Source organism: Chryseobacterium sp. WG14 (assembly GCF_024586945.1).
GTDB lineage: Bacteria > Bacteroidota > Bacteroidia > Flavobacteriales > Weeksellaceae > Chryseobacterium.
Genome location: NZ_JALCZD010000002.1, coordinates 376,187 through 394,690, shown reverse-complemented (window position 1 = coordinate 394,690; position 18,504 = coordinate 376,187). Strand labels below are relative to the sequence as shown.

Sequence of the window (18,504 nt, the reverse complement as noted above, 5' to 3'; positions counted from 1 at the left end):
AAGGATAAATAGTCTCTAAATTTCCAGTCTCTATGTCTCCAGTCTCTACCCTCCGGGCTTTCCATATTATTGATATAGCTTCTCCCTGATCATTATTAAAATCTTCGTTGTTTCTTCCAGATCAGGAGACTCAGGCAAATTGGATGTTGTATGGTGGAAGTCAATTGATTCTAGCAAATCTTCAGCTTTTTGTATTAATGAATCATAAGGCATGTTTCCGGCTTTGATATTCAGTAATTCATCACGGTTTTCTACACGGGTATGCAAAGAATTGGTTTTAAAAATATGCTCACACGACTGCAACAGACGGATGGTATGCATCATATTTTTGCTGTCATAATTCTGTCCATGATTTTGATTGACATTATAGCGGTCTTCATTACGTTCAGAAACCCATTTCCAATATTCCCTGTAGTCTTTACAGTACGTAGAATAGGCGTCCAGATTGCAGAAGAGATAAGCGGTTGGCTTTTCATCCTTCGGCACAGATGATACAGAAACCTGATTGGCTTCTTCATTCTGAATAATACCCTTATATCCTAATGTTCCTGATTCATCATAAAATAAGGCAAACATTCCTTTCGTATGGTCGATGCTCACTAATCCACACCTTTCCTGTAAAAGACCATCCCGTCCTTCGGGCTTGTCTCCAGATGAGGGGAATTCATGCAGCCATTTCTTCAAAGGAACAGAGCCTTGTCCATCAAGGATACAACAGAAATCCATAACAGATTTTCTTTCTTTATCTATAGGATTTAATATCTTTTTGTTGAGACCTTTCGCTTTTTTAATCTGTGAAACGGCATATCCTGCAAAACTGTCTTTGCATAGTTTGGATAGAAAGTCTTCTGTTTTCAGAAGATCAATCAGCGGATCTTTATGAAGGATACAGTCCTCCGGGCTTGCCAGAATTTCCAGGATATTGGGATTGTTTTTCTGCAGCAATTCTACAAATCTCCCGATTTCATAATAGGTGATATCATTGGTCTCATTGGAAATCTGTGGAATATAGTTCAGCCCAAAGAAATCTTCTTTCGGTACATAATATACTCCACGGATATCCGTATCTGAGGTTTCCGTGGCCAGGCCGAAAGCACGGCTTCCGGAGATGGCTTCAAAGAGGATGAGGTTATTGGTTTTTAGATCTTGTATGGTCATTGATTATCTTTTGATACAAGGACTAGCCCTGCGTCATTCGTATTTCTTTTTTTATTAAGTTTTGTTTTCTCTGTATTTCTTTCAAAGAGTGGGAAAGTTACTTATAAAAACAGCTACTAAAACACCCCTTCTGTAGATTGTTCCAGCTCACGGGCAGATTGCAGAAATTCTTCCACATTCATTTCTTTAAAGAAAAGAAGGCCATGGGTTGCCCGGAGACGTGGACTTTCGTTATCATAAAAATAAGGTTTTCCCAATATCAACTGAGCAGCCTGAAGCTGTTCTACCCAGGTTTGTATAGAAAGATGACTGAATTTTCCGTTGTATCTGTAACTTGGGAAGGAGGCGTTTACCTGGCTTAGATAGCTGTTGGTAAAACTTTCATCCATTGTACTCATTCCATTAAGGGATACCGGGAAAATATGAGTGACATCGGCTGCATTGAACTGATACCAAACATTTCTGTAGCCCCATATTTTAAGTTGGGACAGATCTTTTTCTTTGCTCCATTCCCTTACGGCAGCGGCAATTGCCTGTAAGACTTTATAATGGGTATCAGGACCACTTCCTTCAGGATCGAACGCTAAACTTATAACGGTAGGATTAATGGTTTTCAGCTGTTGCAATATAGGATATACATCCCTTTCTCTTTTGGGCTTCTCCGTAAAAATAGCTCCTGTATAAAATCCAAGTCTTAAATGATGAACGTTCTTTGTTCTTACACCGAAGTGTGCCCATACTAATTCTTCTTCATATTCCCGGATCATTCCTTTCAGTGTCTGGATCTTTTGCTCCGGATTTTGACCATCATAGCTGGAATTGTTGATAGCAATCACTTCTGTTATTTTCTCTTCCAGTTCTTGTTTTGTTTTTAAACCCCAAAGTTCAACGATATTTCTTACCATTCTGTGAGATACCGCTCTTGACCTTTCGTCAGCATTTTCGGAAGCTATATTGATAAGGTAATGATAGACGTCTTTATCCCTCTTATTTTTATATCCAACCTCAAAAAAGTCCGGATAATTAAGCATTTCGATTTCTCCTTTTTCGGTAAAAAGAAGAGTAGCCCGGAGAATATCTGTCAGAAACTTATTGGTCACCGCAGTAAAGCCGGATGTAAGGACAGAATAGTGAGATTCATTGGTCTCATTTCGGGATTGGTAATGGATATAAGGCAAAAGTCCTAATGAAATATCATCATGATGAGGACCTGTATGATAAAAAACTTCATGGGTAAGTGCTTCTGTTCCTTTTTTTATTTTGTTTTCAATGGAAGTAATCACTGACTGAACAGTGTCTTCATTAAGATCCGGAATTAACTGGGTATACGGATCAGACTGAAGGTCTTCCAGGGTAAGATGTTCAGCATATTTGTTCAGTTTTTGGGTCAGCATCATAACTGATTTATCGGTTTTTTCCTGTGACCAGTTTCCGGATTGGTAATAATCGGCAATGAAGTCATTCAGTGTGCTTGCCGCTCCTAATGTAATATAAAATCTGCCATTCGGGAGACAGGAAAGTACAGAAGCCGGATATAAATTGGAAGGAGGAAGTTCCAGTGCGTTTTTTATCATAGGTGCTTTTGCTTCTCCTGCTGCGAAAATAATGGCTACAGCATCTTTATTATAAGTGATTGTCTCCAGACCGATAGTGATCACAAGGCGTTCCCTGGAAATTTCAATTCCTCCAAGATCTCCGGCTGCAACCGCCTGTGTTTCGAAGTTGGTGGAAGTCAATCGGGTTGTTGAATAAGGGTCAGAACCTTTAATGTTAAAGGCAATATGCCCATCAGGACCTATTCCTCCCAGAAAAAATCCAATACCCCCTAACTTACGGATCTGCTGTTCATATTCCGAACACCAGTTGTCTATAAGGAAAATAGATTCTTTTTGCAGTTTCTCCAAAGGATTTTGCGGTTCACGGTATCTCAGTTCCAGGTCTACTTTATGACTGGGAAAAACCTCCTCAAAGCTTTTGCCATACGCTAAAGGAATTTCATCACAATTGATTAGAAGAGCATTTTCCCTTTTTAATCCCAGCCCTTCAATATAATATTTATTCACGTAATGATAGAAGCTGTTTGCCTGGGATGATTTTATAGGGTAAAATTCATCAATCTGAACAAAATGGAGCTCTGCCAGTGATGGTTTCTGGACGGATAAATGATGTTTTTTTCTAAGCTCAATAATATTTTCCTTTTCCCAGTTTTCAAGAATATGTTTAGTCCAGTAAATAAAATATTCCGGTGTTTTTCCGGTGGGAAGACTGATAACACCGTTGGGATTTCCAGCTGCCCATTCCAGAAATCGTAAGGCTGTAAGCATTCCTAAATTAGGAAAATTGTCAACAGCAATATAAGGTATATTGGTTTTACTGTTTCTTGAAAGATCATTTAAGAAAGATTCCTCTACGGGAGTGAAGTTCCTTTTGTTTTCCATTTTTGTGATTTTTTACTATGTTTTCAAATACTTTATACTGTGAGATGATGTAGAACTTAAAGATACAAAACAATCCCTAAATTTATCAATAAATTGTTGATTTACAATAGAAAACTGCGGTTATGGTTTATTATTGATAATATTATCATAAGTTTATTATAATAATGGCTTTCTGTAGTTGTTTTTAAAGGGAAAGGCTGGATATTGGGAAAATTATAGTTGTAGCATCTTAAAGTTTATTGTAATAAAATTTTAATAGTCCACTTTTATCCTGTCTCTTCAGTTTCCAATACCATTTAATTTAGTATCTCTCTGAAAACCCTTTCCATCTCAGTCTTATCTACTTTTCCACTGGGTAAACTCTTTGATCTTTCCTCATTTTCAGCGATCATATTTTCTAAAAACCCAAACAGTTCCCAATCATTCGGATGATGATAAGCTTCCCCTTTTGTAGCTTTTAAAGCAACAAGATTCTCTATCTTCCGTTTTGTATAGCCATCTGCCAAAACCAACAGATCACTGAACAATACAGGAGGAACAGTTCCTTTTTCTATAATCCATTTTCCGGTTAAAGTGGTTCTCAGGCAATAAAAATAACTTTTCAGTTTTACTTCTTCGTTTCTGCAAGCATCCAGATATTTTTTGCTCATACTCAAGTAGTGGTAAGAAACTGCTATCGGAGAAAAACAAGCATCTGCCAGAGGACTGAACAGATCTACAAATCTCTTGTTCTCTTTATATACGATAGGAGAGTAGAACCAGCTCAGTAAAGCGGCATTTGACTTCAGTAAAAGATGAAAGGTTTTCCGCAAATCCCATCCGCAACCATCCAGATCATCCTCCGTCATAAACTCTATGGTTTCATCCTTATCCCAGGGGGAGAGATACCACTCAGCATCATGTCGGTATATAAAACGGATGTCGTAATCGCTGTCCGGAGAGGCAAAACCCCAGGCCCTGCTTCCGGATTCTACAGCCAAAAGGACTTCTATGCCCTTTTCGGCTTCTATTTCTTTTATTTTTTCAAGTATTTTTGGTGTCATTGTCTTTTATTTATATTGCAAAGTAAGCAGGTTTATGCGTAATCTACTTGCGTAGTTTTTTTAAGTTTGAGAATAATAAGGTTTGAGGATTTTAGGGTAGGAGCGTTTGAGGGTGAGTGAGAGGTTTCAGAATTTGGGAGTGAGAAACTCTATTATTGAGCTGGTAACCCAAAGTATAAGATAATCTCTAAGTCTCCTGTCTATACGTCTCTTGTCTCCAAGTCTCGAATCTCTTAATCTCCAATCCCCTCCTTCATCAATCCATTTTACTTTTTATATTTGACATTGTACAAAATACTCCCCATTTCACTAATATTGCACTTCTTCTACTTCACATAATTAATTTACATTCATGTTATCAAACAAATTACAGCATAAAATTGATTTTAAAACAAAACCTTTAGGTGCCTTAGGCGATCTTGAACAATTAGCCTATAAAATTGGGATGGCTCAAAAGACAACTTCTCCCCGGTTATCAAATCCTCATATGGTGGTATTTGCTGCCGATCATGGGATTGCTACAGAAGGAGTGAGTGCTTATCCACAGGAGGTAACCTATCAGATGGTGATGAACTTTTTGGGCGGCGGTGCAGCAATAAATGTGTTTTGCAGGCAAAATGGTATTAAAATAAAGATTGTAGATGCCGGAGTAAATTTTGATTTTCCTCAAGATCTGAATTTGATTGATAAAAAAGTCAGAAAATCCAGCCGTAATATATTGGAAGAGCCTGCCATGACTGCTGAAGAATATCGGCAAGCTTTGAAAAACGGAAGTTCTGTAGTTGAGGAGATTGCCCTGACAGGCTGTAATATTATTGGTTTTGGAGAAATGGGAATCGGGAATACTTCAGCTTCTTCGCTGATGATGAGTAAGCTTTTTAACCTGCCGATTGTAAGTTGTATCGGACGCGGAACGGGTTTAAATGATGATCAGTTACAGAATAAGATCTATATTTTATCAACCGCTATAGAGATGCATACCGATACTAAGACAGCAGATGACATAGCACAGACTTTCGGAGGGCTTGAAATTGCGCAAATGATCGGTGCCATGGAAGAAGCTTTTCGTCAGAATATGCTGATTATGGTGGATGGGTTTATTGCAACCGTTGCGGTTGCCACTGCATGGAAAAAGAATCCGGACATCCTGAACAACTGTATTTTCTGCCATGTAAGTGATGAGAATGCCCATCTTCAACTGTTAGAATTATTGGGTCAGAAAGCATTGTTGAATTTTAATCTTCGTTTGGGGGAAGGAACGGGATGTGCACTGGCTTATCCTGTGATTCAGAATGCCGTGAATTTTCTTAATGAGATGTCAAGTTTTGAAGATGCCCATGTTTCAAATAGAGAATAGATGAAAATAATAAAAAATGAACTGATCTATCTGGCAACAGCGCTGATGTTTTTCACCAGGATTCCGGTTCCGTTTACCATTCCGTATTCCAGTGAGATCATGAATAAATCTCAGAAATATTTTGCATGGATCGGGCTGTTGGTAGGACTTATTAATGCTGTGATTCTGTATTTTTGTGCTCAGCTTTTTAACCTGGAAATAGGTATTGTTTTGATGATAATCACCAGTGTTTTACTCACCGGAGCTTTTCATGAAGATGGTTTCACGGATATGTGTGACAGTTTTGGAGGTGGATATGGGAAAGAAAAAATCCTTACCATCATGAAAGACAGCAGGGTAGGAGCATATGGAACTATTGGAATTATTCTGCTGTTTGCTTTGAAATTTCTCAGTATTCAGGCCTTGGGAAATATTGATCTTCTTAAAACGTTGGGTATTATTATTTTAGCACACTCATCAAGCCGTTTTATTTCAGGTACGATGATCTATACTCACCAATACGTTACGGATATTGATGTCAGTAAGTCAAAACCGTTAGCTAATAAACCTTTAGACGGAATAGCCTTATTAGTAGGTTTAATCAGTGTTTTAATTTCTTTTGCTTTCATTCCGGATGGGCGTTTGATACTGGCTTTTGCATTGGCTTATGCCGGTAAAATCTGTATGGGATGGTATTTTAAAAAGCATATCGGAGGATATACCGGAGACTGTTTGGGTTCCGTACAGCAGGTAAGTGAGGTTTTATTTTACTTAGGAACAATTATAGCATGGAAATTCATCTGATCAGACATACGGCAGTGGAAAATCCGGAAAACCTGTGTTATGGATTTACCGAAATGCCTTTAAGAAAAGATTATCCTGAAGATTTTAAAAGGCTGAATATGGATCATGATTTCGATCTTGTTATTTCAAGCCCGTCACAGCGTTGTCGTCTTTTGGCTGATTATTTTGGGTTTGATTATACAATCGATGAAAGACTTCGCGAAATGAATTTCGGAAGCTGGGAAATGGAAAAATGGAAGGATATTCCTGAGAAAGAAATTAACCCCTGGTATCAGGATTTTATTAATGTAAAAGCTACCGGTGGAGAAAATCTTCTTGAAATGCAAAACCGCGTACTCAGCTTCTGGAAAGAGCTGATTGCGGAACAAAATGTAAATAAAGTCTTGGTTGTTGCGCATGCCGGTGTAATCCGTCTTATTCTTCAGTCGGTTTTACAGTTTCCCCTAGAGAATATGTTCAGTATCCGGATTGACTACGGGAAGAAAGTGATTATTCAGAAGAATGACGGCTACTTTTCCATTAAAAAGATGAATGTTTAACAACCAGTCATAATCCCAGGTAAACTGTATAGAAAATAAGCTCTTGTCCTTTGCATTACCCAACAAAAAAGCCATTCGGTCTTACTCAAATGGCTATATTATTTATTTATTTATTTATTTATTTAAAGATTTTTGTAAAGCTATCTTTTTCCAGAATTTCCAATGAAAAATCAAAATCTGCTTCTGACTTTTCAGTAGTAACTGTTGCTCCCAGCTCTTTTACAAGCCCATTGAAAGACATTGGTTCATACCATTGCTGATAAAGTGCATCCGTTGCCAGTACAGCAATCTCAGAATTTCCTGAAACATGAGAATGACCCGCTCCAAAATTCAGAAGTACAAAACATTGTTTTTCTCCTTTTGGAAGAAGCATTCCCAGAATAGTCTGTCTCTGAACCGACTTACATTTAGCTTCAGCAAATACTTTGTTGGGATCCATCATATAATCTCTTGAGATCGTATCTCCTTTTCCAATCACAATTTTATAATCACATTCCGCATTTCCGGAATACACATTGTTCATGATTAATGTAGGCGTGTTCAGACCTCTGTTGGCGTAAAGATATTCAACGGCACCCTGAGGTGCAGAGGTCATATCTCCAGAATACATCAGATTTCCATCCCCTTGATTATAGGCGGCATTCCATCCTGTTTTTCCCGCTATATTCAATCCGGAAAGATCAAGGTCATAAGCTCCCCAGGCATTTTCCCAGTAGATTCCTACCGCAAGCTTTTCACCGGAAAACCTCGTTCCTGTGGGAATATTCCCTACATACATTTTTTCAGAAGTAGGAAGCCCGAATTCCACATTTTCAGGGAAATAAAACTTCTTTCCGGAAAGATCAAATTTTGACTGTAAGTAACTTAATATAAATTCATAATTCAATTCACTTGCAATGCTGTTTTTTCCTGTTTTTACCCAGGACTTTCCGTTTCTGATTCTATACACAAAAGTGTCCTGGCCATACATTCTCTGATAACAGGCAGATAAAGCTTTGAATAAGGCAAAAGGCGTAGCATTATCCAGCCAATGCATATCATTTTCTTCCAGTAATGTGTTTGTAGCATCATTCAATGGGTTGGAAATTAAAGGCTTATGGTAAGTCTTTGACAACTTGGAAATTTTATTAACAGCTGCTGCAGTAGACTTATTTTTATTTTTATAAGCTAAAAATAAAGGCTTAAACCTGTTAAAAATCTCTGCAAGTTTTTCCAATCCGAAGGTTTCAAACAAATCGGATGGATCAAATTTACTTAGCTTGATATTCTCAATCAGCTCATCATTTTTGATCAGGAGACTGGTAGCTGTTGTTTTAAAAATAACATACCTGAAAAATTCTACAGCATTCTCGGGATAAACCTTGTAAAGATCTGCAATTTTGACAATAGCTTCCTTATTTCTGATGTTTTCCTTTCCGGTGAATTCATAGTTCAGTTCTTCTGTCAAAATAAATAACAGATCATTAATAGTTTCTTCCTTTAAAGCAATACCAGATCTCAGTAATGATAAACATTTTTCTGTCATTTCATCTGGAGAATAAGCTTTAATTACTTTGAAAGTAAGCTTCATTTCGGGAACATTCAATACTTCATCAGGGATATAAATTTCCTCTTGGAAATCACTTCCGTAGGTAGAAATATAATGCCTGATCTGATCCATTAAAAGTTCCAGTCTTGTGCTGTTCTTTATTTTCTTCCAGGATGTATGGAAGGTTTTATTAACATCATTACCGCTTAATTTTTCCTTTGAATAATAGGCAATAATCTGTTTTTTAGCCCAAAGTGCACCAGGTTCAATCACAAAACCGTCATTGGAAACAAAAGGGTTGTGATCAGATTTCTGAGCCAGTACGGCATTGAATAACTGAAGTGTTTTCATGATATAAAAATTAATAAGTGAGGAGTAATTTTTTTTAAGAAAAATGATATAGGAACTCCTTTTACCTATAATTTTGAAAAAGGCGGGGAGTAAAACCTGGTAATGTATATAGGAACTCCCTTTGCCTTAATTTTTTTTTATTATATATTCTATCTTTCTGCCAGACAGACAAAAATCAAATCTGTGATCCACAAGCTGAGTAACTTTATGTACCAACTCCGGGAAATTATTATCGCTCTGTCAGCGGAGCCGCTGCCCGTCTATTATTATTTAAACCTTATAGGTTTTTAAAACCTATAAGGTTTGAAAGCCTTAAGGATTAAACATTAAAGTAACGGATTAAGCTTTTCTATACTTTTTCTTTTTCTTCCATGGCGCGTTTTTCTGAACATCACCAGCCATGATACATCCGTAAGGAATCACTTCATCAAGGACCTCACAAAGGCCATATTCTTCAATCTGTGCTCTTACGTTTTTAGCACTTTTATAAGCACTTGGCAACTCGGAGATATCAATCTCATTGGAATAGAAACGGATATCCAATCCTTGTGTTTCCTCATTGAAGATTTCCTCGGTTGTTTTATGAGCCATAGATCTTTTATGCTGGCTTCTGCTGAAGTTTCTTCCCGCTCCGTGAGGGGCAAAACCTAAGTTTCTTTCCGTTGTTCTTCCCTGAACGATTAATACCGGTTCAGCCATATTTAAAGGAATCAATCTTGGTCCTGTGATATCAGGCATAAATTTGTCATCCAGTGGAGTAGCTCCTTTAGCATGGTAAAATAAATCACCATCTCTGAACACAAAATTATGCTCATTCCAATATCTGTTCTCTTTTTCGATCTCCAGTTTATTCAGCACTGCGTCATGAATAGAAGTATGGTTTTCCTTGGTCCATTGTCTTATCAGCTGAAGAGCTTCCCAATAGGACTTTCCTTCTTCAGTATCGTACGGAATCCAGGCATTTTCTCTTAATGTTTCAGGAGAAATGTCCTGTCTGAAACGGTTGGCTACCTTCATCCCTTTATCATATAAAGCAGCTCCCGGAGCTCTGGAACCATGATGAGTCACCAACATGGTATTTCCTGTATTTTTGGAGATTCCTACAAACAGAAAATGATTTCCGTCTCCCTGAGTTCCCATATGAGAACGGGCAATGCTGATCAGTTTTTCATCATTTAAGAATTCATTTTCTCTGAAAGCATCCATCAGTTCCTGAGACATTGGCATCTGTTCCCCTCTCGGTCTTCCTCCATATCCGAAGTGTGTGATAGAATGTGCTGCATCCAAAACCTCTTTAGGATTTGTTTTACCAAAGTCCGTCAGCATAACAGAACAACAGATATCAGCACTATGGAATCCCGGATGAATGGCATTTTTAGCAACCACCACACCTCCTACCGGGATCTGGCCTTCAGGTCCTGTAGGACAGGCATCAGGCATTAAAGCACCATTAATCAATGTTGGAGTTTTCATCAAAACTTTCATCGTATTGATTACTTTTTCCACATTATCATTTTCACTTTCATGTTCTGCTCTGATATTGATGATAAAATCTTTTGCCGTTTCATGAAGCGGTATAATTTCCGGTTGTCTGAACTGTTCCAGGTATTCATTAATCTGAACCTCATCCAGATTATTTTCGTTGATATAAGTAATAGCATCTTTGAACCATTTAGCGGGTCTATATCCTAATTCGATTAAGTGATTTCCATTAAATTCCATTTGTTTTCTCATTTTGATAATGCAAAGTAATATCATTATTGCGCAATAGTTTTGCGTAGATTGTTTTTTTTTAATTATTTTTACAAAAATTAAAGGCGAATCTGGAAATAAAACAGATTTGCCAACGGATTATAATTAAAAATGATTAATACTATGGAACTACTAGAACAATTAGAGCATTTCCCGGAAACCATTCAGTTCAGTGATGTTATTGAATATATTGACGGAAAATATGATTTCACCCCTACAGCTTTTAAAAATGGTGATACCACTAATCAGGCCGGACAGAATAACGGATCTTGTAAGGTCTTCAGCTTTGCTTTATATCATGGGCTGACCAAAGGACAGACCCTTCTTCTTTTTGGAGAATTTTACAGGGAAGATGTTTTGAAAAAACCTAATGGTACTGATCACCAGAATATCAGAAACTTTATGAAATTTGGCTGGGAGGGCATTACTTTTGACGGAGACGCGTTGAAAGAGAAATAATTTTAATGAAACGGCGAAAAGGCAAATTTACAAATCAGCGGATTTGCCTTTTATTCCAATAAACACAATATGTATGTCATCTAATAAAAATGCTTTAATCCGTTATAAAACATTAGATAAGTGTCTTAAAAACAAATACAGGAAATATACTTTGGAAGATCTTATTGATGAATGTTCCGAAGCATTATTTGAATTCGAAGGCAAAGAATCCTATGTAAGCAAACGAACGGTGCAGCTCGATCTGCAAAATATGCGCAGTGAGAAATTCGGGTATGAAGCTCCCATTGAAGTCTATGAAAGAAAATATTACCGTTACAGCGATCCTGAATACAGCATTCATAATATTTCAGTAAACGAAAGCGATCTCAAAGCAATGAATAATGCCGTTCAGATCCTAAAGCAGTTCAAAGATTTTTCTATGTTCAAAGAAATGAACGGGGTCATTCAGAAGCTGGAAGATTCTATTCACTCAACCAGTCAGAAGTCCGTCATCCATCTGGATAAAAATGAACAGCTGAAAGGATTGGAATATATAGATATTCTCTATGAAAGTATTGTAGGTAAAAAGGTATTGAAAATTCTCTATAAAAGTTTTACGGCAAGAGAATCCAATCTATATACTGTTCATCCGCAGTTGCTGAAAGAATTTAACAACCGCTGGTTTCTGATTTGCCTTTACAAACAGAAAATGTATAATCTGGCACTGGACAGAATGGAAAGTATCGAAACAGATGATACCCTTCTGTATATTGATAAGGATCTTGATGGTGATGAATATTTTAAGGATATTGTAGGCGTTACGGTTTCAGATTCAATTGCTCCCAGAACTGTTGTTTTCTGGGTAGATTCCGGTAATGCACCCTACGTAAAAACAAAGCCTCTGCATAAAAGTCAGGAAGTGATCAGCGAAGATCAGGAGGGAACTCTGTTTAAAATCTGTGTCCAGATTAATTTTGAGCTGGAAAGGTTGTTACTGGGATTTGGAGACTCCCTGATGGTTCATAAACCTAAAAAACTGAGACTAAGAATGGAGGAAAAATTCAGGATAGCCAGTGAAAATTATCAAAACTTTGTTGCTGATGAAAATTAAATAAATTTATGATTTTCAGTATGTTACAAAACGATGGAGTGGTCATTTTTTTATATCAATACAATGGGTAAGCTAGCAGAAACTTATCAATTCAGCTAAAATCATCAGTTAGATTTTTATCTTGGCTTGGAAATTGCATTGATTTAAAAAGAACATCACATTATGAAATCAAGAATATTTAAAGCATTAATTGCAATTATAGCACCTATAGTGATAGAATATATCGTTAAAAAAATATCTGAGAAACTTGATAAAAAAGATGATCAGAAAGAGAAAGAACCAAAGCAGATTACTGCATAAAAAAAAGTAGTTAGAATTTAAAATTGTTGAAAAGAGACTGCCATATAACGTGCAGTCTCTTTTTTACTGGGTATTCCTAACCACCCCAGCAAAAAATTCAAAGAATTATAATTGTAATAGTTGTGAAAATAGAAGATTTCTTCAAATAAAATGAGAATCTTCTCGGTCTGGTTATTACTTACACATGCTCTAGTAATTCAAAATATGGTATCCGGGCTTTCAAATCTTTATCAATAATCAATTACTTATATAAAATCATAGACTCCGTTTTTCCAGCCCAGCACTTTAGAAGAGTCTGCATGAAGCCAGTTCTTCAGAATAGTGGCATATACCTTTCTGAAATCTTCCGTATAGATAAGGTCACCCTCATTTAGGTTCTGCAGATTGGGAAGAGCATTAAGCAGTCCTTTCTTTTTTAAGCTTCCACTGATGAAAAACATCTGATTGGCGGTTCCGTGATCCGTTCCGTTACTGGCGTTCTGGGCAACACGGCGGCCAAATTCTGAAAATGTCATAAGTAAGATATTGTTGAATAACCCGTTGCTTTTCATGTCCGCAACAAAAGACTGTACAGCCTCATTGATATCACTGAATAATTTTTTCTGTCTTTCATTCTGATTAACATGGGTATCAAAGCTTCCGATTGAAAGATAATAAACCTGAGTGTTAATGTCAGATTTGATCAAAGAAGAGACTGTTTTAAAGTCCTTTCCCAGCTGGGAATTCGGATAAATCTGCTCGGTTTTTTTTGCTTTGCTTTTTTCAAAAATATAATCCGCATTATTGATAGTAGAACCAAGTGTCTGATAAAGGTAAGATACAGTTTCGTCTTCATGATGATGGTCATAAAGAGACTTAAAATACTTTTCCTGGCTGGTCTGATAAAGCCTTTTAGGATCTTTAAAGGCAAATGCTTTATTATGATCACCTTTAAGAGCAAGACTTAACATATCATCTACTTCCAACGCCTGGGTGGGATGTTCACAACGGTAGCATTCTTCATCTAAAAAACGACCCAGCCATCCTGTTTCCAGGAATTCATCACTCCTGCTGGCAGATTGCCAGATATCCATACTCCGGAAATGGGATTTGTCAGAATTGGGATAGCCTACATTGTTCATGACGGAAAGTTCACCATTGTCAAAGAGTTCTTTAAAATAAGAGAGGGAAGGATTGATTCCGGCTTCATCAGTCAGAGATAAAGAATCCTGAATAGCAAGCGTTTTTCTTTCCCGGAAATAAATATCATTTTTTACAGGAATAATGGTGTTTAAGCCATCATTACCACCTGTCAGCTGAAGTACGATCAGGATGTTCTGATGAGAGTTCAGGGCATTATCCAAAGCCATAGACTTTAGAAAGCTGGGCATCAGCAGGGAAGCTGAGGCTAATGAACTTATTTTTAAGAATTCTCTTCTTTTGATTAACATAACTTTTGAATTTAATTGTGCGGCAATAAGTTACAGGTAGTATCAATGGCCGTGGGAACTTACCTGAAATCTGCAACCAGCTGTCTTAAAAAACTACATTAACTGATATTCAGGAGTAGACATAAGGTTGATGACTGTCATTTTTACGCTCTTATCAGAGAAATTTCTGACTGAGTTCATATCCAGGCTTTGAATATTTTGAATCAGATAGTCTTCACAGTTTTTCCGGGCAAAAATTTTTTCTACCCGCTCCCAGTCTATGGTGATATTCGGATTTTTAAAAGACTTGTTTAAAGCAGTTTCCCGGGATTTTATCCCCATATCGATATCATCATCCTGACGCGGGCTGTATTCCAAAGGCCTTAAGCCTGACCAGATCTGTGGAACCTGAAGTCTCAGCATTAATGTTGAACTGTCGATCCATGCCTTTCCGTTAGGCCATCCCGCAACATTGGGAGGATAAAGCAGCATTTGTCCCAGTAATTTCTGATAAACGATGAGGTTTTCCGGGTTTTGGATATGCATGGGAAGCAGCCGCATAATTCCTGCCATCAGTTCAATAGGTGATTTTATCCTGTTTCCTATATTACTCTGCTCATAAAACCATGAGCTTGAAAATATCTCCGTCATGAGCTTTTTGATATCATATCCGGAATTATAGAAGCTGTTGCTTAGTTGGTCTATCTTATCGGTATCTATTTTTTCATTAACAAAAAATTTATAAATTTTGGTTGTGATAAATCTGGAGGTCGCTTTCTGTTCCAAAATAATATGTAAGGCATCATCTCCACTGAAATTACCGGTCTTTCCTAAAAAGGTTTTTGTTTCCGCATCGTGAAAGTTCTTCCTTTCTTTAAAATTCCCCTCTTTATCATATCCCCATCCGGTAAAGGCTCTGGCGCCCTCCCTTACATCTTTTTCAGTATAATTTCCTCTTCCCATGGTAAACAGCTCCATAACTTCCCGGGCAAAATTTTCGTTGGGATGGTCCTTTTTGTTTTGTTGATTATTGAGAAAGTTCAGCATGGCCGGAGCCTTGCTTACTTCAAAAAGAAGGTCTTTAAAATTACCCAATGCATGTTTTCGTATGGTATTTAAAAGCTGTTTGTTAAACCTTGGATTCACAACTCTGGAAGCAAAATGACCATGCCAGAAAAAGGCCATTTTTTCTCTCATCTGTTCTTTGCTGTTCACCATTTTATCCAGAAAATGAAGATTCAGTTCATTATTCTGCTCCCTGTTGATTTTCTGCATCTGTTTTTTCTTTTCTGCAGGAGCTGTATTGCTCATATAGTCTGTCACAGGATCAATATCGGGAGTATCATAAGTGATTTCAGTGAAATTATCCTCTGTAAATAGTTCATTAATCAACGTTTTACTGCTTTTATTCCTCAGATCGTCGATTTGACTGATTCCGATACCGAAACCCGCACGCCATAAAAGATGTTTATTTTTTAATAATGAATCAGCCATTGGAGGATATTTGTTTTTTGATGTTTCTGAAGAGATAAGGTTAAAATAATAACGGGTTAAAGATTGTTAATATTGTAAGATGACTGGAAACCAGAAATTTTTCTGAATTTTATTCCTTAATTCACCTTTTAAGATTATTTTTGGTAAATTTTGTTAAACAAACATTTAAATTTTGTTAAAAAATAATGCGTTGATAATCATTATTTTATGATTTTTAAATGTGTTAAAGTAACAGGTAAAGCTGTGCTTGGCATGATTTTTACATCTTACTTGCTTAGTAAAATTTAAAAATTAGAGTTATGAAAATGTTTAAACAGGCAATATTACTGGCTGGAATTTTAACAGCAGGAATAGCAAGCGCACAGAGTTCACAAATGAATAATATGATCAAGGTGGGCGCAAATGTTGGTTTAGCAGTTCCTTCAGATAACCTTTCGGCTGCTGTTGGAGTAGATGTAGCTTACCAGAACCTTATTACTCCTGGTTTTGGATTAGGTATTGCATCAGGATATAGCCATTATTTCGGAAAAGAAAATAACGGATATAAAAATAATGATGTAGGAGTAGTTCCTGTAGCTGCTTTAATTAGAATTTATCCAAAACAAACAGGTTTCTATTTTGGAGCTGATTTAGGATATGGATTCTTAGTTGGAGACAAAACGGTAGCTTCCAATACAAATGTAGAAAGAGCAAGCGGAGGTTTTTACCTTAAGCCGGAGATCGGATATCACAACAGAGACTGGAACTTCTTTGTACAATACCAGAAGGTTTTTGTAGGAACTAAAGGAGATTTACCAGGTCAGGACTATAATGTGGGAAACATCGGAGTAGGCTTCGGGTATAATATTCCATTAGGAAAGTAGTTAGATTTAATATAAACAATTATTAGCCAAACCTTTTCACTTTTGTGAAAAGGTTTTTTTCTTGTCTGCAGGATTTACAAAAACAATTATTATATTTGGTAAAATTTGAGGTTATGATTCTGAATCCAAAATTTCCACTTTATTTACCAGGAGTAGAGAACAGTAATAATGATAATGTTTCTATCATTGGAGCAAGTCTCCGTGAAGACATGACGATCTTAGGCTATTTTGTGTCCAGTAATGGAGGTCTTGAGATAAAAATTCAACAAACGTATTCCACAAAAGAATATGCTTCTTTTACTGATATTTTAAAGAAGTTTATTCAGGATAATCAGCTGGAAAATGTAAAACGTCTGGGAGTGGCCGTGCCAGGTCCTGTACTTGACGGAAAAAGCAGCCCGGCAAGATTAGGCTGGAATTTAGATATTGAAGAATATAAAAGAGATTTCGGGTTTGAAAAAGCAGATATGCTGAATGACCTGGAAGCTTCCGCTTACGGAATGGGTCTTCTTGAGGATGACGACCTGGAAGCCATCTATACAAGCGGACATCTTGAAAAAGGGAATGTTGCCATTCTTGCCCCTGGAAACGGGTTAGGGGAAGCTGGATATTTCTTTGACGGAAAATATCTAAGACCTTTTGCTACAGAAGGAGGACATTCTGAATTTTCACCGAGAACCAACGTAGAAGTTGAGTTTTACCAATTCTTAAACAATATCTATGGAATTGTAAGCTGGGAAAATGTATTATCCAAATCAGGATTATTTAATATCTACAGATTCCTAAGGGACGTAAAAAGACATCCGGAACCGGAATGGTTAAGCGAACGCCTTTCAGGAGGTAATTTTGCTGAAGAACTTTATAAAGCTGCAGTAGAAGATAATGTACTGATCTGTAGAATCGCTTTAGATACTTTCATTGAGTTTTTGGCAAGAGAGGCTAATAACCTTACATTAAAGGTGAAGGCGACAGGAGGACTACTGATCTCTGGAGATATTCCCCAGATGGTTAGAGAATATATTGATAAGGATAAATTCTACGAAAAATTCAAGATCAGTGATAAAATGGAAGGAATGTTGAAAAATATTCCTATTTACCTGGTCAAGCAAAACCATACAGCATTAAAAGGGGTAGCACTTTATACCGCTTATTACCAAGAATAAATAAAAGACTCCGAAGAAATTCGGAGTTTTTTTATAGGATGATATTATTCATAAAAATAATCATATTTCTTGATTTACATCAACGCTATCTATTAAACGAGATAGCTATCTTTGTGTTATTAAATAAGTAAATACTTTTATTCAATGAAAAAAATATTTTTATTAGCAGTTTTAGCCGGTGGGTTAGCTTTCGGACAGTCAAAAAAAGTAGTAGCGTCTGATATTCACTGGTGGGGATATAAAGTTGCAAAATCTGAGGCCAGTTCTCACGACGGTACTGTAAAAGTAAAGTCCGGAGATATGGTGATGAAAGGAAATCAACTGGTAGGAGGAAGCTTCGTTTTAGATATGACTTCCATCAATGCAACTGACCTTTCAGGAGAATACCAGCAAAAGCTAAACGGGCACCTTAAGAACGGTGACTTCTTTGAGGTTGAAAAATTTCCTACTGCCAGCTTCAAAATTACGGGCATTAAGAAAAACAGCGATAAAATCTACAGTTCTCTGGTAACAGGAAATCTTACGGTAAAAGGAAAAACAAACCCGGTTACCTTCCCTGCAAAGATCTCTTACAGCAAAGGAGTGGTGAGTTTAGTATCAAACAAATTCTCTTTCGACAGACAGAAATTTGATGTAGCTTACAAATCTACAATGCAGGATGTTTTTGTGAAAGATGATATCGATATGCAGGTTAAGGTTACTGCTCAATAAATTAATCAAAAAAATATTGTTAAAAGTGTAGAAGTTCTACACTTTTTTTTATTTTTGTTGAATTGT

16 protein-coding genes are annotated in these 18,504 nt (G+C 36.9%); 9 read left to right on the top strand and 7 right to left on the bottom strand.

The annotated features are described in order from the left end of the window. Window positions 1-66: 66 nt before the first annotated feature. From MP478_RS05005 to MP478_RS04995, 3 genes are all read right to left on the bottom strand, one after another. Window positions 67-1,158 (bottom strand): nucleotidyltransferase domain-containing protein, encoded by a 1,092-nt coding sequence (locus tag MP478_RS05005; RefSeq protein WP_257199802.1) that lies wholly within the window; start codon window positions 1,156-1,158, stop codon window positions 67-69. A 116-nt stretch (window positions 1,159-1,274) separates the two neighbouring features. Then, complete coding sequence (locus MP478_RS05000; RefSeq protein WP_257199801.1) at window positions 1,275-3,596, bottom strand: glucosamine-6-phosphate isomerase; 2,322 nt, start codon at window positions 3,594-3,596, stop codon at window positions 1,275-1,277. A 296-nt stretch (window positions 3,597-3,892) separates the two neighbouring features. Further along, the gene (locus tag MP478_RS04995; RefSeq protein WP_257199800.1) at window positions 3,893-4,639 is read right to left on the bottom strand and encodes a nucleotidyltransferase domain-containing protein; all 747 of its coding nucleotides are present in this window, start codon (window positions 4,637-4,639) and stop codon (window positions 3,893-3,895) included. A 352-nt stretch (window positions 4,640-4,991) separates the two neighbouring features. On the opposite strand from MP478_RS04995, the gene cobT reads away from it, so the two are divergent. From cobT to cobC, 3 genes are read left to right on the top strand one after another with little or no spacing between them, the layout of a single operon-like run. Then, complete coding sequence (gene cobT, locus MP478_RS04990; protein ID WP_257199799.1) at window positions 4,992-5,996, top strand: nicotinate-nucleotide--dimethylbenzimidazole phosphoribosyltransferase; 1,005 nt, start codon at window positions 4,992-4,994, stop codon at window positions 5,994-5,996. Then, window positions 5,997-6,779, top strand: a complete 783-nt coding sequence (locus MP478_RS04985; protein WP_257199798.1) for an adenosylcobinamide-GDP ribazoletransferase — start codon at window positions 5,997-5,999, stop codon at window positions 6,777-6,779. It begins immediately after the preceding gene. Next, the gene (gene cobC, locus MP478_RS04980) at window positions 6,764-7,318 is read left to right on the top strand and encodes an alpha-ribazole phosphatase (RefSeq protein WP_257199797.1); all 555 of its coding nucleotides are present in this window, start codon (window positions 6,764-6,766) and stop codon (window positions 7,316-7,318) included. The genes MP478_RS04985 and cobC overlap by 16 nt, the downstream gene beginning before the upstream one ends. Window positions 7,319-7,436: 118 nt before the next feature. Here the strand turns inward: cobC and MP478_RS04975 are convergent, their stop codons facing one another. Both MP478_RS04975 and MP478_RS22575 read right to left on the bottom strand, forming a co-directional pair. Continuing rightward, the gene (locus tag MP478_RS04975) at window positions 7,437-9,197 is read right to left on the bottom strand and encodes a hypothetical protein (RefSeq protein ID WP_257199796.1); all 1,761 of its coding nucleotides are present in this window, start codon (window positions 9,195-9,197) and stop codon (window positions 7,437-7,439) included. 339 nt (window positions 9,198-9,536) lie between these two features. After that, complete coding sequence (locus MP478_RS22575) at window positions 9,537-10,337, bottom strand: RtcB family protein (protein WP_373691673.1); 801 nt, start codon at window positions 10,335-10,337, stop codon at window positions 9,537-9,539. Between the two features lie 735 nt (window positions 10,338-11,072). On the opposite strand from MP478_RS22575, the gene MP478_RS04965 reads away from it, so the two are divergent. From MP478_RS04965 to MP478_RS04955, 3 genes are all read left to right on the top strand, one after another. Beyond that, window positions 11,073-11,408, top strand: coding sequence for a HopJ type III effector protein (locus MP478_RS04965; RefSeq protein WP_257199795.1), 336 nt, complete (start codon window positions 11,073-11,075; stop codon window positions 11,406-11,408). 73 nt (window positions 11,409-11,481) lie between these two features. Next, complete coding sequence (locus MP478_RS04960; RefSeq protein WP_257199794.1) at window positions 11,482-12,498, top strand: YafY family protein; 1,017 nt, start codon at window positions 11,482-11,484, stop codon at window positions 12,496-12,498. Between the two features lie 162 nt (window positions 12,499-12,660). Then, a complete protein-coding gene (locus tag MP478_RS04955) occupies window positions 12,661-12,798 on the top strand; it encodes a hypothetical protein (RefSeq protein WP_257190443.1) in 138 nt (45 codons plus the stop codon). Between the two features lie 245 nt (window positions 12,799-13,043). Here MP478_RS04955 and MP478_RS04950 read toward each other — a convergent pair whose 3' ends face one another. Next, the gene (locus MP478_RS04950; protein WP_257199793.1) at window positions 13,044-14,228 is read right to left on the bottom strand and encodes a DUF1501 domain-containing protein; all 1,185 of its coding nucleotides are present in this window, start codon (window positions 14,226-14,228) and stop codon (window positions 13,044-13,046) included. A 93-nt stretch (window positions 14,229-14,321) separates the two neighbouring features. After that, window positions 14,322-15,701 carry a DUF1800 family protein gene (locus MP478_RS04945; RefSeq protein ID WP_257199792.1) on the bottom strand — a complete coding sequence of 460 codons (1,380 nt, stop codon included), beginning with the start codon at window positions 15,699-15,701 and terminating at the stop codon, window positions 14,322-14,324. A 299-nt stretch (window positions 15,702-16,000) separates the two neighbouring features. Here MP478_RS04945 and MP478_RS04940 point away from each other — a divergent pair, with 299 nt between their 5' ends. The 3 genes from MP478_RS04940 (at window position 16,001) to MP478_RS04930 (ending at window position 18,438) form a co-directional block, all read left to right on the top strand. Beyond that, entirely contained in the window at window positions 16,001-16,564 is a 564-nt protein-coding gene (locus MP478_RS04940; RefSeq protein WP_230037712.1) for a hypothetical protein, read from the top strand. 113 nt (window positions 16,565-16,677) lie between these two features. After that, the gene (locus MP478_RS04935; protein ID WP_257190446.1) at window positions 16,678-17,727 is read left to right on the top strand and encodes a glucokinase; all 1,050 of its coding nucleotides are present in this window, start codon (window positions 16,678-16,680) and stop codon (window positions 17,725-17,727) included. Between the two features lie 144 nt (window positions 17,728-17,871). Then, the gene (locus tag MP478_RS04930; protein ID WP_257190447.1) at window positions 17,872-18,438 is read left to right on the top strand and encodes a YceI family protein; all 567 of its coding nucleotides are present in this window, start codon (window positions 17,872-17,874) and stop codon (window positions 18,436-18,438) included. Window positions 18,439-18,504 lie beyond the last annotated feature (66 nt).

What these genes read in the sequence shown, in the direction of transcription:
- MP478_RS05005 (WP_257199802.1), bottom strand. Translation starts at nt 1,158, where the DNA reads ATGACCATACAAGATCTAAAAACCAATAACCTCATCCTCTTTGAAGCC.
- MP478_RS05000 (WP_257199801.1), bottom strand. Translation starts at nt 3,596, where the DNA reads ATGGAAAACAAAAGGAACTTCACTCCCGTAGAGGAATCTTTCTTAAAT.
- MP478_RS04995 (WP_257199800.1), bottom strand. Translation starts at nt 4,639, where the DNA reads ATGACACCAAAAATACTTGAAAAAATAAAAGAAATAGAAGCCGAAAAG.
- cobT (WP_257199799.1), top strand. Translation starts at nt 4,992, where the DNA reads ATGTTATCAAACAAATTACAGCATAAAATTGATTTTAAAACAAAACCT.
- MP478_RS04985 (WP_257199798.1), top strand. Translation starts at nt 5,997, where the DNA reads ATGAAAATAATAAAAAATGAACTGATCTATCTGGCAACAGCGCTGATG.
- cobC (WP_257199797.1), top strand. Translation starts at nt 6,764, where the DNA reads ATGGAAATTCATCTGATCAGACATACGGCAGTGGAAAATCCGGAAAAC.
- MP478_RS04975 (WP_257199796.1), bottom strand. Translation starts at nt 9,197, where the DNA reads ATGAAAACACTTCAGTTATTCAATGCCGTACTGGCTCAGAAATCTGAT.
- MP478_RS22575 (WP_373691673.1), bottom strand. Translation starts at nt 10,337, where the DNA reads ATGGGAACTCAGGGAGACGGAAATCATTTTCTGTTTGTAGGAATCTCC.
- MP478_RS04965 (WP_257199795.1), top strand. Translation starts at nt 11,073, where the DNA reads ATGGAACTACTAGAACAATTAGAGCATTTCCCGGAAACCATTCAGTTC.
- MP478_RS04960 (WP_257199794.1), top strand. Translation starts at nt 11,482, where the DNA reads ATGTCATCTAATAAAAATGCTTTAATCCGTTATAAAACATTAGATAAG.
- MP478_RS04955 (WP_257190443.1), top strand. Translation starts at nt 12,661, where the DNA reads ATGAAATCAAGAATATTTAAAGCATTAATTGCAATTATAGCACCTATA.
- MP478_RS04950 (WP_257199793.1), bottom strand. Translation starts at nt 14,228, where the DNA reads ATGTTAATCAAAAGAAGAGAATTCTTAAAAATAAGTTCATTAGCCTCA.
- MP478_RS04945 (WP_257199792.1), bottom strand. Translation starts at nt 15,701, where the DNA reads ATGGCTGATTCATTATTAAAAAATAAACATCTTTTATGGCGTGCGGGT.
- MP478_RS04940 (WP_230037712.1), top strand. Translation starts at nt 16,001, where the DNA reads ATGAAAATGTTTAAACAGGCAATATTACTGGCTGGAATTTTAACAGCA.
- MP478_RS04935 (WP_257190446.1), top strand. Translation starts at nt 16,678, where the DNA reads ATGATTCTGAATCCAAAATTTCCACTTTATTTACCAGGAGTAGAGAAC.
- MP478_RS04930 (WP_257190447.1), top strand. Translation starts at nt 17,872, where the DNA reads ATGAAAAAAATATTTTTATTAGCAGTTTTAGCCGGTGGGTTAGCTTTC.